This is a genomic window from Catellatospora sichuanensis (assembly GCF_007483665.1).
Classification (GTDB): Bacteria; Actinomycetota; Actinomycetes; order Mycobacteriales; family Micromonosporaceae; genus Catellatospora; species Catellatospora sichuanensis.
In genome coordinates, this window is sequence record NZ_VIQO01000027.1 from 142,239 (window position 1) to 154,721 (window position 12,483).

A 12,483-nucleotide genomic window follows, 5' to 3' on the forward strand; every position below is an offset into this window, starting at 1 on the left:
CCGAGAGGCACCCCCATGACGCTCACCGCCCTGCCACCGACCGCCTCCGCTGACGACCTGCCCGACCACGCTGTCACCGGCATCGAACTGCACCGCCATCTCGGCCTGCTGCGCCGGCACGCCACCACGGTCACCGTGGTGACCGCGCCGGGTCAGGCCGGCGGCCCGCCGGTCGGGTTCACCGCGACCTCGTTCACCTCGGTGTCCCTGCGGCCGCAACTCGTCTCGTTCTGCCTCGACCGCGACTCGACGAGCTGGCCCGCCGTCGCGCGGACCCGGCACGTCGCCATCCACCTGCTGGCCGAGGGGCAGCAGGAGGTCGCCCGGATCTTCGCCACCCGCGGCGTCGACCGCTTCGCCGACACGAGCCTGTGGCGACAGGGTCCCTACGGGCTGCCGCTGCTGCACGGGGCGCTCGCCGTGCTGACCTGCGAGGTCGTGCAGCGCATCCCGGCCGGTGACCACACGATCGTGCTGGGCCGCCCGGTCGGCGCCGAGCACCGCGACGGTGAGCCGCTGCTGTACCACATGGGCGGCTACGCCAGCCTGGCTCGCTGACCGGCACGACCGGCCCCTGTCGCGGGTGGACGCGGCAGGGGCCTAAACTCCCGCAGGAACGGGGCCGTAGCGCAGAAGTCGTCGCGCCCGCCTGCACAGCGGGAGGACGCCGGTGCAAATCCGGCCGGCCCCACGACCTCGTCACACCGCGCCGGGCGGGCGCCGCGAGTGGTGCACGGGCACGACCTGGTCACGCCACGACGCCCAGCCTCCCCAGCAGGTGGCGGCGCAGCGTGCCGAAGGCCGGGTCGTCGGGCGTACGCGGGTGCGCCAGCGGGACCGGGGCGTCCTCGACGAGTCGGCCGCCCTCCAGCACCAGGGTGCGGTCGGCCAGCAGCAGCGCCTCGTCCACGTCGTGCGTGACCAGCAGCGCCGCGAAGCCGTGCAGTTCGCGCAGCCGGCTGAACAGCTGCTGCATGCGCAGCCGGGTCAGCGCGTCCAGCGCGCCGAACGGCTCGTCGAGCAGCAGCAGTTCGGGTTCGCGTACCAGCGCGCGGGCGACCGCGACACGCTGCGCCTGCCCGCCGGACAGCTCCGCTGGCCAGGCGGTGTCGCGGTCGGGCAGGCCGACCTCTGCCAGCGCCGCCCGTGCCCGGGCGCGAACGTCCGGCCCGGACAGCCCGAGCGAAACGTTGTCGATGACCCGCTTCCACGGCAGCAGCCGGTGCTCCTGAAACACCACGGCCTGGTGGGGTGGCCGCCGCACGGCCCCGGTGGCGTCCGGGTCGAGCCCGGCGAGGATGCGCAGCAGCGTGCTCTTGCCCGACCCGCTGCCGCCGAGCAGCGCGACGACCTCGCCGGGCGCGATGTTCAGGTCGACGCCGTCGAGCACGAGTGCGGCGCCGAACGAGCGCCGCACGCCGCCGGCGGTCAGCACCGGCCTCAGGTCGCCTTTAGTCCGCGTCGCCACGACAGCGTCCTCCTCTCCGCGAGCCGCAACAACAGGTCCGACAGCAGGCCGAGCAGCGCGTACACCAGCAGCCCGAGCAGCACCACGTCGGTCTGGGCGAACTCGCGCGCCTCCATCATCAGGAAGCCGATGCCGGTCTGCGCGTTGACCTGCTCGCCGACGACCAGGCTGAGCCAGGCCGCGCCGATGGCCAGGCGCAGGCCGAGCAGCAGGGAGGGCAGCGCGCCGGGCAGCACCACGTGCCGCAGCCGGGCGAGCTGGCCGAGTCCGCAGGTGCGGGCGGCTTCGACGAGGCGCTCGTCGATGTCGCGGATACCGGCGTAGGTGTTGAAGTAGATCGGGAAGAACGCGCCCAGTGCGACCAGCGTGATCTTCAGCTCCTCGCCGATGCCGACCCAGATGATCAGCAGCGGCACCAGGCCCAGGTGCGGCAGCATCCGGGCCATCTGCACGGGCGGGTCGACCAGGTCGTCGCCGAGGCGCAGCAGGCCCGCGACCGCGCCCAGCAGCAGGGCCAGCCCGCCGCCGAGGGCCAGCCCGATCGCGGCGCGCTGCAGTGAGTCCAGCAGGTGCACGGCGAGCGTGCCCTCGGCGGCCAGTCGCCAGCCGGTGCTCAGTACCTCGCTGGGCGCGGGCAGCTTCTCCGGTGGCAGCAGCCCGGTCCGCGCGGCGGCTTCCCAGGCGGCCACCAGCACGATCGGGCTCACGATGCGCAGTGTGCGGCGCCCATGGCGCGGCCGCGCGGCCAGGCCTGGTGCGGCTGTCGCGGGGTCGGCCGGGGTGGCGCGGACGGCGGCGGGCGCCGCCGTCCGCGGTGCGGCTGTCATCGCAGCGACTCGTTGAAGCGGCCGTCGATGCGGGATTTGATGTCGATCTTCTCGGGGATCAGCTGGAGCGCGGCGAAGCCGTCGGCGATGGCCTGCAGTTCGTCGCCGATCTCCGGCGTGATCGCGGCGAGCGGCTGGGCGCTGCGCTCCAGCGCGCGGGTGGTGACGTCGAGCGGGATCTTCAGCTCCGGGGCGAGCACCGCCGCGCGTTCGGCCGGGTGGGCGATGCCCCAGTCGGTCACCGTCCGGTACTGCTTCAGGAACTCCGCGAGCTGGTCGGTCTTCTGCTCGAGTGCGGTCGGGTCGACGAGCAGGTATTCGCGGTTGCTCGCCAGCCCGGTGGCGTCCTCCAGCACGACCACGCCGGGCTGCTCGGCCAGGGCGAAGTAGGGGTCCCAGATGATCCAGGCGTCGACCTGGTCGCCGTCGAAGGCCGGTCGTGCCTCGGCGGGCTTGAGGTACTTGACGTCGATGTCGGTGATCTTGAGCTGGTACTTCTCCAGCAGCTTCACCAGCAGCCAGTTGACGTTGGAGCCCTTGTTCAGGGCGACCTTCATGCCCTTGAGGTCGGCGAAGGTCTTGAACCCCTTGGCCTGCTTGACCAGCACGGCCTCGCCCTTGGGCACCGGCGCGGAGGTGCCGATGATCTTGAAGTCGATCTTTCCGGCCGCAGCGAAGATCGGCGGGGCCTCGCCGGTCTGTCCGATGTCGATCGCCCTGCCCTTGAGGCCTTCGGTGAGCGCGGGCCCGCTCTCGAACAGCGACCAGGTGGCCTTGGGGTCGGCGGCGTTGCGTGCCTTGACCAGGCTGAGCCCGCCGAAGCGCTGGTAGCCGATGCGCAGCGGCTGCCCGGCCGCGGCCGGTTCGTCGCCGCCGCAGGCGGACAGCAGGGTCGCGGACAGCGGTGCCGCCGCGAGCGCGGCCAGTAGCGTGCGGCGGGAAAGTCCAGGCTGAGCCTGCATGAGGGATCTCCTGAAGGGTCGGAGCGAAGTCTCGTCACCGATGACGGGGGAGCGTGCCCGGTCGTGTGGAATGCCGTGACAGCCCACACGCGGTGGAGAAAGGCTATCAACCCCATAGGATTTATGGGAATAGCGTCTGACCTGGAACGCGGTCATAGACCCATGCTCACACAGGCAGAGGGCCGTTCCTGTCCGGAGACAGGAACGGCCCTCTGGCGGATGTCGGGTGGTGCTTACCAGCGCTGGCGGCGCGGTGCCGCCTCCCGGTCGCGGTCGCGGCGGGCACTGACCCGCTTGCCCTTGATCGTCGCGGTGCGCAGCGCCTGGATGACGTCGTCAGCCGCCTCCGCCGGGACCTCGACCAGCGAGAACCGGTCGGCGATCTCGATCGCACCGATGTCGCGCCCCGGCAGACCGGCCTCGCCGGCGATCGCACCCACCAGGTCCTGCGGGCGTACGCCGTTGCGCCGCCCGAGTCCGATGAAGAGCTTGACCGCGCCGGCCGCGGGACCGCGTGAACCGCCGCGGCGCCCGTCAGCCTGGCCGGGTCGTTCGCGGCGCTCGGCGGGCTCGGCGATGTCGGGGATCACCTCGTCATCGGGGGCGTTGCCCATCGCCTCGTGTGCCACCTTCACCGCGGCCAGCGCGACCTCGACGATGTCGTACTCGTCGGCCAGGCTCTCCACGACGACCCGGAACCGGTCCAGGTCGTCCTCGAGCAGGCTCTCGTGCACCGCCGCCCGGGTCATCTCCAGCCGCCGGGCGTGCAGGTCGGCGACGCTGGGGATCTTCTCCATGGTGATGCGCTGCCGGGTGACCCGCTCGATCGCCTTGAGCATGCGGTGCTCGCGCGGCTCGGCGAGGGTCACCGCGACGCCTTCGCGCCCGGCGCGGCCGACCCGGCCGATCCGGTGCACGTACGCCTCGGGGGCGGACGGCACGTCGTAGTTGATCACGTGGGTGAGCTGTTCGATGTCCAGGCCGCGGGCGGCCACGTCGGTGGCGACCAGCAGGTCGGCGGTGCCGGCGCGCAGCCGCCCCATCACCCGGTCGCGCTGCTCCTGGCTCATGCCGCCGTGCAGCGCCTCGGCCCGGTAGCCGCGGCCGTTCATCGTCTCGGTGAGCTGGTCGACCTCTTCGCGGGTGCGGCAGAACACGATCGCGGCGGTGGGCGCCTCGACGTCGAGCACGCGGCCGAGCGCGGCCGGCTTGTGCGCGCGGGCCACCACGTACGCGCTCTGGCGGACCTTCGGCGACTCGCCCGGGGCCTGCGTGGCCCGGCCCATCTGGATCCGCGCCGCGTCGCGCAGGTAGCGCTTGACCAGGCCCTCCACCCGAGACGGCATGGTGGCCGAGAACAGCACGGTCTGCCGGCTGTCCGGCGTCTCCTGCAGGATCGCCTCGATGTCCTCGGCGAAGCCCATGTCGAGCATCTCGTCGGCCTCGTCGAGCACGACGGTGCGCAGGTTGGCCAGCTGCAGCGTGCCGCGGCCGATGTGGTCCAGCGCGCGGCCGGGCGTGGCCACCACGACGTCGACGCCGCGCCGCAGCGTCTGCAGCTGGCGGCCGATGGGCTGCCCGCCGTAGATCGGCAGCACTCGCACGCCGAGGTCGCGGCCGTAGCGGTGGACCGCCTCGGAGACCTGCACGGCCAGCTCACGGGTGGGCACGAGGATGAGGGCCGTGGGGTCGACGCTGGTGCGGCCGTCGGCGCTGTCGGCCCAGTGCTGCAGCACCGGCAGGGCGAACGCGGCGGTCTTGCCGGTGCCGGTGGCGGCCTGCCCGAGCAGGTCCCGGCCTGCCAGCAGCGGGCCGATCGCCTCGCGCTGGATCGGCGTCGGCTCCTCGTAGCCCAGCGCCGAGAGCGCCTTCGTCAACTCTGGCCGCAGGCCGAGATCGGCGAAGGTGATGGTCTCCTCGGACGCGGCCGCTGAGGGCTCCTGGCTCAATGTTCCGCCTTCTGCTCGACAATTCCGGGTCATCGGTACGCTACCCGGGCAGAACTGCCACCCTGGACGGTACCCTGCGATCGTGCCCTCGCGGGCGTGTGCTGCGCAGATCGCCCCATCGAGCCGTCGTGTCGCGTTCCGGCGGCCCGCGGATGACCGAAACCTCGGCTGAACTGGCACTGCTCAGGCGGCGAGCAGCGCGACAGCCGGGCCGACCGGCTGCCGAAGCCCGCTCACCCGATCGGCTGCGGATGCCGCACGCGGGTCGCGGCCAGGTACGCGGCGATCAGCGCGGCCGCCAGCACGACGAGGCTGAGGCCGAGCGCGTTGACGCCCCAGACGCCCAGCACCACGCCGATGATCGCGGGGATGATCGAGCCGCCGAGCCCCGCGCCCGCCATCTGCAGGCCGATGGTCCGGTCGGCGTGCGCCGCCCCGACCCGCTCCGCCGTCAGCAAGGTGAACAGTGGGAACACCGCCGCCGCCGCGAAGCCGATCACCATGAATCCGAACGCGGCCAGCCAGCCCGGTCCGGGGATCGCGACCAGCACCGCTCCCGCGGCCATGCCGCCGATCGACCACACGACGGTCTGGCCCGGCAGGAACCGGTGCGCGGCGAAGCCCTGCAGCACCCGGCCCACGAACAGGCTGCCCCAGTACAGCGACACGCAGATGCCCGCGACCGCGTCGCTCATGCCCCGGCCCTCGGTGAGCAGCTGGTACGCGAACAGGCCCGCGCCGACCTCCAGCGCGACATACACCGCGATGGTCAGCACGCTGAACCAGACCGCGGGCAGCTTCAACGTGTCCCGGGCCCGGATCGGTCCGGCGTGCGCCTCGTGGGCGGCGTGCTCGGGAACCGGTCGCTGCGCCCACTGCCGCGCGGTGAGCACGAACGCCACGGCCAGCACCGCCTGCCCGGACGCGACCACGAGGTAGCCGGCTCGCCAGGCATCGCCGTACTGGATGGCGGCCGTCATGATCAGCGGCCCCATCGCGACGCCGAGCCCGAAGAAAGCGTGCAGCCAGTTCATGTGCCGCGGCCCGAACGCCGACGCCGCGTACGCGTTGAGGCCCGCGTCGATCGCGCCGCCCGCGAAACCGGCGAACAGCGCGGCCGCCATGGTGAACGCGAACGCCGGTGACAGCGCGTACCCGAACAGTGCCAGGCTGGCCAGCGCGGTGCTGCTGGCCAGCAGCCGGCCGACGCCGAGTTTGGACAGCACGAACCCGGCCGTCACGCTGGAGATCAGGTAGCCGCAGGTGGACGGGATCAGCAGCAGGCCGATCGTCTCGAGGGGCACGTCCAGTTCGGCGCTCATCGACGGCCAGCCCACGCCGAGCAGGCCGTCGGGCAGGCCCAGGCTGATGAAAGCGAAGTACGACAGGGCGAGCACGGACAGGCGGATCGGGGTCCTGGGGGAACTCACTTCGTGATCATGCCTGATGGCCGCTGCGTCCGTCGGCCGGGCGGCACGTTGCGGTCACCGCCCCCGGCGCTTGGGAGGCGTGCGCGGGTTCGTGCCGCTGCGGCGGGCACCCGTCTGCCCGGTTGCGGGCTTGGGCCGGTTCGTGCTCCTGGCCGCGGGTGCGGGCGGCTCGGCCGGGGTCCGGCCACGGGTGCTGTTCGCGGTCCGGCCGCGGACGATCCCGATCATCTCCTCGACCAGGTCGGTGTACCGGTCGCGCGACCACACCAGCGCGACCGACGACGTCGGGGCGTCGCTGATCACGCGGTAGGTGAGGTCGCGGCGGTGATGGGCGCGGGCCAGCGACTGCGGCACGACGAGCACACCGACCCCGGCGGCGACGAGTTCGACGGCGTCGGCCGTGGTGGCGGGGCGGTGCTCGGCCACCGTGCCGGGCACACCCGCCGGACCCGTCCAGTCGATCACGCCGTCGTCGGGCAGCAGCAGCGTCTCGTCGGCGAGATCGGCGACGGTGACCTCGTCGGCCGCGGCGAACAGGTGCTCGCGCTGCACCACGACGACCGTCGTCTCCGTGTACAGCGAAATGGCGTGGAAGGCGTCCTGATCGACCGGCAGCCGCAGCAGCCCGGCGTCGGCCTCGGCGGACAGCAGCGCGGCGGCCTGCGCGACCTCGACGGGCACCAGCTCCAGGCCCACCTTCGGCTGCCGCTCGGACCACAGGCGGCTCCACTTGTCCATGGTGACGCCGGGGACGACCAGCAGACGGAACGTCGCGGGAGGGCGATCATCGGGCACGGTTACCTCCGGAGCGTCGACCGGTCGGACGCCGGCGATCGGGCCGCGCTCATCTCATGCGCAACCTGGTCAGGGTACCGGGCGGCCCGCCACCCGGCCGGTGACAGTCGGCACGCCGGTCAGGGGCGACCGGCCCGGCCGACCGCCGGGTCGCTAGGCTGAGGTGGTGACCAAGCCCAAAAAGTCCCAGGTGATGAAGCCCGCCACGGCGGCGCTGAAGCTTGACGTCTACCTGCCCGCCACGCCGCAGGAGTTCCAGGAGAGCTTGGTATCGCGTGAGGAGCTCGACGAGCTCCAGCGCAACCCCCCGCAGTGGCTGTCCGACCTGCGCCGCGACGGCCCGCACCCGCGCAACGTGGTCGCCGCGCGGCTGCGGGTGTCCAACAGCGGCCTGGCCCGTGCGGGCATCACCGAGGCGCTCACCACCGCCCAGATCGCGGACCTGGCCGCCGACCCGCCGGAGTGGCTGATCCGCGAGCGCGCGACCCACGCGGAGACGCAGCGGGAGCAGCGGCGGCTGCAGGAACTGCAGAACGACGCCGCCGCCGAGAAGATCACGGTTCCCGCCAAGCCCGCCAAGGCGGCCAAACCCGCCGCGCGCCGCAAGACCCCGACGAGCCGGGGCGGCCGGTCGCCGCGGCGCTGACCGACCTGGGCGCAGCGCCTCAGGACCTTGCTGCGTGCACAGTCGCCCGCACCGGGCTGCTGCGATATCCGGTGGCGGGCCCTGCCTTCGGCAGTGAGGATCGCGACATGCATGTCTTCCTGGAGACCGAACGGCTCGTGCTGCGCCCGTTCACCGACGCCGACGCCGACCATCTCCACGCACTGGACAACGACCCCGAGGTCATGCGCTTCATCAACGGTGGCAAGCCGGCCAGTCGCGAGACCATCCAGGGGCAGACCCTGCCACGGCTCCTCCACGACTACCCGTGCTTCGGCACCCGCGGCTACTGGGCCGCTGAGGAGAAGTCCACCGGAACGTTTCTGGGCTGGTTCGAGTTCCGCCCCCTGGACGAGCACAGCGCCGCCGTGGTCGAGCTCGGCTACCGGCTGAACAAGGCCACCTGGGGCAAGGGGTACGCCGCAGAGGGATCCCGGGCGCTGATCAGCAAAGGGTTCACCGACCTCGGGGTCGAACGGATCACCGCGAACACCATGGCGGTCAACACCCGGTCCAGGCGCGTGATGGAGAAGGCGGGCCTGCTGTTCCTGCGGAACTTCACCGGCGACTGGCCTGAGGCGATCGAAGGCTCCGAGCACGGCGAAGTCGAGTACGACCTCACCCGGACCGACTGGGAGCAGCGGCGGTAGCCGTCACCTGCCCGGCCGAAGCAGCGGCTCCGTGTCTGATGCCAGACTGAGCGACTCGCGCTTGGGCGGACGACGGTCGGCCAGACTGCCGCGTCCACCTGGAGCCGCGATGTTCCACCGATGCCGCCGCGCCACTGGTTCTGGAGCGAAGATGAAGTCAAAGGCAGTCGTGCTGAGCGTATGCACAGCACTCGTCTTCGGTGTCCTGGGCGCGGCACTCGGCGGCTGGCTCGGATGGCGCGACGCACCCGCGCTGCCCACCACCGAGCAAGCGCAGGCGATCGCCGCGACGGCCTTCCCCGGCGTGCCGATCACGAAGACAGAGGTCGATCCCAGCACGTTCGACTACGACCCGGGCCAGTCCCCGGTCCAGGTCGCGCTGGTGGGCGGCGATGACTACTACTCCGGATACGTCGTGCTGACACTGGCGACCGACGCCGATCCGGTCCGGTTCGTCCAGACAGCCGCGGACCGGCTCGCGGCCGCGGGCTGGGAAGTCGACAACGTGCCCGACTACGGATACGCCGCCCGCAAAGACCAGTGGCACCTGACCATCCACGACAGCGGAGGATTCCCCGCCACCGCCACCTCGGCCGACGTGGACCTGGTGATCGAACGCGCCGAACCCGGCCCAGTGCCAAGCCTGACCCTGCTCGGAGCGCTGCTGGGCATCGCCCTGGGCTGGCTGCTGTCGGCGCAGCCACGCAGGCGGCCGGTATCCCCCTGGGGCAGAGGGCCCTGGATCGCTGGGCTGGTCCTGCTGGTTCCCGCAGCCGTCGTTGTCGTCTCGATCGCGGTCACCCAGTACCTACTCAACCCGGCCACCGTCGAACCCATGCCCATCTGGGACCCGATCATGACGGCAGGCGTCCGGGGCTGCACGCTGCTCGGTATCGTGCTACTGCTCGCCGGCATGATCGTCACGCGCGTCGTCGGCGAGGCACGGCCGCGGTGACGCGAGGCGAAACAGTCGTGTACACCCGTGCAAGGATTCGGGCATGAGCACCCCGACCCTCACCGAGCGCAGGTCGCCATGGGTCGTCTTCACCCGCGCTGACGACCCGTGGGTGAGCGCCGAAGTCACCCAGCTTCGGGATCAGGGCGGACGCGTGTTCCGGCTGGACGGCAAGGAACTGCGAGAGCCGGCATCGCTGTTCGCCGCCTTCGCCCGCGAGATGTCCTTCCCTGGCTACTTCGGCCACAACTGGGACGCGCTCGCGGACTGCCTGCACGACTGGCACGGCCACGGGAGCAGCACGAAGAACGTCGCGATCGTGATCGACAACGCCGACGAACTGCTCGGTGCCAAGTTTCTGGGCCTGTTCGTCTCGGTGCTCTGCCAGGCGGCGTGGCAGGCCAACCTTCAGCTCGACGCCGACGGCGTCCCGCTCGGGGACAGGCCGCCGTTCTCCCTGCACTTCGTCTTCCTCCTCGCCGACACCCTGCCCGCCGCCTTCGTCGACGCTGCGGCAAGCGGCATGGACGTCGGCGTGACTCTCAAGGACGGGCGCCTGGCCGTGACCCTCACCGGCGAGGACTGGCCCGGAGCCGCGGGCGAGTCCGGCTGGTTTTGACGGGTTACGGGAACATGGCGGCAACGCCGCCGGTCCAAGATCGCGTCTGGTCAGCGCGCGTCGTTGATCGACGCGACGAGGGAGCGCAGACGGTCCACGGCTGCCAGCCGTTCAGCCCAACCCGCGGACTCCCAAGACTCAAGAGCAAAGAAAAGATCGACTTCCTGCCCATGCAGGGGCCGCGTCTGCGTGACCTGATCAACGGCGGCTCTGAACGCATAGGTGAAGTCGATGACAGATGTCTCGCCCCTCAGGAAGGGCGCAGCGGCATCCCGGACCAGTTCGTGCACGACTTGAGGCATGTGCAGATGATGCGCTTTGATGCCTCTCCGCTCCTGGATCATTCCGTGCGTGTTCCGTGGCGTCCGACGCCGATCTCGAATCCGCATCACCGGCTCGATCATGTAGCGCCAGGTACCGCCATGACCCAGAATTCGGCTGTGGCCTTCTCGCCCTTCACTCCCGCTGGCAGCAATCGCCTGACACCGGACGTCCCGCAGCGGCTCCTCATGTTGATGGGTTACTGGATCGGTGTTGTGCAATCGGTGGCGATAGGGATCGCTGCGGTAGTGGAACGAGGGTCGGACCTCGTCGAGGCCGCCCCGTTGATGGCCCCGTTCATGGTCCTGGCCTGGTTCTGCCGCCGGGCGTTGTCCGTGGGCGTCTTCGCCGACGAGACAGCTCTCCGGCTGCACGCCGGGCGTCAGCCTCTGATGATCGAGTATGACCGGGTCGAGGCGTTCACCGTTCGGCCCCACCGGGAGAAGTCTCGCGTGCTCTGGGTCGACCTGCGGGATGGGCGGCGCTATCCGACACCGGCCTTCGTCGGCACCGGCGTCCGAGCGGGCATGGTCGCGCTGACCGATGCCGAGATGGCCACTCTGCTTGCAGAGTTGACCCGGCGCGCAGCCCTACCCCAACCCGCGGCCAAGCTGTAAGCCTGGCGAACCGTGAACCTACGGATCGCCTGGCCAGCGGGGCAGGCCGTGTCCGATGGCCTGGTCGCTGGCGAGGACTGAAAGTCTCTGGGAAGAGCTACCGGGATTCGAATCCTCCGCCCGTTGGTTAAGGTGTGCCGGTGGGAAGCGGTGCGGTGGACGACTCGGATCGGGTCGCGGGCTCGCTGCAGGCGTGGCTCGCCACGGTGACCTTCACGGATCGCGACGCGGACCAGGTCACCGAGCTGCTGACCGAGGCCGTGCTGGCGTGGGGGAGCGCGCAGGGTTGGCGGGTCTACCGCCGGGCCCGCAGCGTGGTGAAGCTGCCCCCGCCGTACGAGGACCGGCACTCCTGGGTCGACGTGGGCGTCGCCCGCTCCGGTGAGGCCCCGATCGTGGTCGAGATCGACCAGTCGGAGCGGCGCCGCACCCTGGAGAAGCTGACCGCCGAAGCCGCCGAGGGCCGCGTCGCGGTCTGGCTGCGCTGGGGAACCGGTCCGTTCACCGCCCCCGACGGGCTCGTGCGGCTGGTGACGTGCGAGGTGACCAGCCGCAAGGATGCTTCCGGGCGGCGGCTGTTCTCGGCCCCGGTCGCGGCCAGGCCGGCACCAGTGCACAGCGGCATCGACCTCGCCGCGGCCGACCAGGGCGACCTGTTCGCCACCGGCGGCCCGAACCCGGCTTGACCGGCCCGTATTCGGGCAGGCGCTGCCGCGTCGCCTGACTGTTAGGCTCGCCGCATGGCCGTGGCCCTCCGCGAGATCACCGACGGCAACCGCGACGCGGTCCTCGAACTGCGCGTCGCACCCGGACAGGAACGGTTCGTCTCGTCGGTGCGCGGTTCGCTGCGGGAAGCTGTCGAGTACCCCCAGGCCAAGCCGTGGTACAGGGCGGTCTACGCGAACGACGAGCCGGTCGGGTTCGTGATGCTGAGCTGGAACGTGGAGCCGCAGCCACCGGAGATCAACGGGCCGTGGTTTCTGTGGAAACTACTCGTCGACGAGCGCCACCAGGGCCGCGGCTACGGCTTCGAGGTCGTGCGGCAGATCGTGGAACTCGTAAGGGCCGAAGGCGCGACGGAACTGCTGACGAGTTACGTGCCGGACGACGGCGGTCCGGCCGGGTTCTACGAGCGCCTCGGGTTCATCCCGACCGGCGAGGTCGACCCGCACGGCGAAGTCATCATGCGCCTGGTGCTGCCCCGGGCATAGGTCCATCGTGAGATG

The 12,483-nt window shown here is 71.3% G+C and carries 15 protein-coding genes and 1 tRNA gene; 9 read left to right on the forward strand and 7 right to left on the reverse strand.

What is annotated here, in order from left to right; genetic code table 11:
- Positions 1–15: 15 nt before the first annotated feature.
- Positions 16–558: a flavin reductase family protein gene (locus tag FLL47_RS33505; protein ID WP_144126650.1), complete on the forward strand. Its 543-nt coding sequence runs from the start codon at positions 16–18 to the stop codon at positions 556–558.
- A gap of 60 nt (positions 559–618) precedes the next feature.
- Positions 619–691, forward strand: a tRNA-Cys gene (locus FLL47_RS33510).
- A gap of 57 nt (positions 692–748) precedes the next feature.
- Here FLL47_RS33510 and FLL47_RS33515 read toward each other — a convergent pair.
- The 6 genes from FLL47_RS33515 to FLL47_RS33540 all read right to left on the reverse strand — a co-directional run bounded on the left by FLL47_RS33515 (position 749) and on the right by FLL47_RS33540 (position 7,431).
- On the reverse strand, positions 749–1,468 hold the full coding sequence (locus FLL47_RS33515; protein WP_144126651.1) for an ABC transporter ATP-binding protein: 720 nt from the start codon (positions 1,466–1,468) through the stop codon (positions 749–751).
- Positions 1,441–2,295: an ABC transporter permease gene (locus FLL47_RS33520; protein WP_144126652.1), complete on the reverse strand. Its 855-nt coding sequence runs from the start codon at positions 2,293–2,295 to the stop codon at positions 1,441–1,443. The genes FLL47_RS33515 and FLL47_RS33520 overlap by 28 nt, the downstream gene beginning before the upstream one ends.
- Positions 2,292–3,257, reverse strand: coding sequence for an aliphatic sulfonate ABC transporter substrate-binding protein (locus FLL47_RS33525; protein ID WP_144126653.1), 966 nt, complete (start codon positions 3,255–3,257; stop codon positions 2,292–2,294). Before FLL47_RS33525 ends, FLL47_RS33520 begins: the two co-directional genes overlap by 4 nt.
- A gap of 233 nt (positions 3,258–3,490) precedes the next feature.
- Positions 3,491–5,239, reverse strand: a complete 1,749-nt coding sequence (locus tag FLL47_RS33530) for a DEAD/DEAH box helicase (RefSeq protein WP_144126654.1) — start codon at positions 5,237–5,239, stop codon at positions 3,491–3,493.
- A gap of 200 nt (positions 5,240–5,439) precedes the next feature.
- Complete coding sequence (locus FLL47_RS33535; RefSeq protein WP_144126655.1) at positions 5,440–6,636, reverse strand: MFS transporter; 1,197 nt, start codon at positions 6,634–6,636, stop codon at positions 5,440–5,442.
- Positions 6,637–6,690: 54 nt separating this feature from the next.
- Positions 6,691–7,431 (reverse strand): LysR substrate-binding domain-containing protein, encoded by a 741-nt coding sequence (locus FLL47_RS33540; RefSeq protein ID WP_246158989.1) that lies wholly within the window; start codon positions 7,429–7,431, stop codon positions 6,691–6,693.
- Between the two features lie 166 nt (positions 7,432–7,597).
- Here FLL47_RS33540 and FLL47_RS33545 point away from each other — a divergent pair, with 166 nt between their 5' ends.
- The 4 genes from FLL47_RS33545 to FLL47_RS33560 all read left to right on the forward strand — a co-directional run bounded on the left by FLL47_RS33545 (position 7,598) and on the right by FLL47_RS33560 (position 10,319).
- Positions 7,598–8,077, forward strand: coding sequence for a DUF5997 family protein (locus FLL47_RS33545; protein ID WP_246158991.1), 480 nt, complete (start codon positions 7,598–7,600; stop codon positions 8,075–8,077).
- A gap of 107 nt (positions 8,078–8,184) precedes the next feature.
- Positions 8,185–8,745, forward strand: coding sequence for a GNAT family N-acetyltransferase (locus FLL47_RS33550; protein ID WP_144126656.1), 561 nt, complete (start codon positions 8,185–8,187; stop codon positions 8,743–8,745).
- A gap of 151 nt (positions 8,746–8,896) precedes the next feature.
- Entirely contained in the window at positions 8,897–9,700 is an 804-nt protein-coding gene (locus FLL47_RS33555) for a hypothetical protein (protein ID WP_144126657.1), read from the forward strand.
- Positions 9,701–9,743: 43 nt separating this feature from the next.
- Positions 9,744–10,319, forward strand: a complete 576-nt coding sequence (locus FLL47_RS33560) for a barstar family protein (protein ID WP_144126658.1) — start codon at positions 9,744–9,746, stop codon at positions 10,317–10,319.
- Between the two features lie 50 nt (positions 10,320–10,369).
- Here FLL47_RS33560 and FLL47_RS33565 read toward each other — a convergent pair whose 3' ends face one another.
- Positions 10,370–10,723, reverse strand: coding sequence for a hypothetical protein (locus FLL47_RS33565; RefSeq protein ID WP_144126659.1), 354 nt, complete (start codon positions 10,721–10,723; stop codon positions 10,370–10,372).
- Between the two features lie 18 nt (positions 10,724–10,741).
- On the opposite strand from FLL47_RS33565, the gene FLL47_RS33570 reads away from it, so the two are divergent.
- The 3 genes from FLL47_RS33570 to FLL47_RS33580 all read left to right on the forward strand — a co-directional run bounded on the left by FLL47_RS33570 (position 10,742) and on the right by FLL47_RS33580 (position 12,468).
- Positions 10,742–11,257: a hypothetical protein gene (locus tag FLL47_RS33570; RefSeq protein WP_144126660.1), complete on the forward strand. Its 516-nt coding sequence runs from the start codon at positions 10,742–10,744 to the stop codon at positions 11,255–11,257.
- A gap of 140 nt (positions 11,258–11,397) precedes the next feature.
- Positions 11,398–11,943: a hypothetical protein gene (locus tag FLL47_RS33575; RefSeq protein WP_246158992.1), complete on the forward strand. Its 546-nt coding sequence runs from the start codon at positions 11,398–11,400 to the stop codon at positions 11,941–11,943.
- A 54-nt stretch (positions 11,944–11,997) separates the two neighbouring features.
- Positions 11,998–12,468, forward strand: a complete 471-nt coding sequence (locus FLL47_RS33580) for a GNAT family N-acetyltransferase (RefSeq protein WP_186316062.1) — start codon at positions 11,998–12,000, stop codon at positions 12,466–12,468.
- Positions 12,469–12,483: the final 15 nt, after the last annotated feature.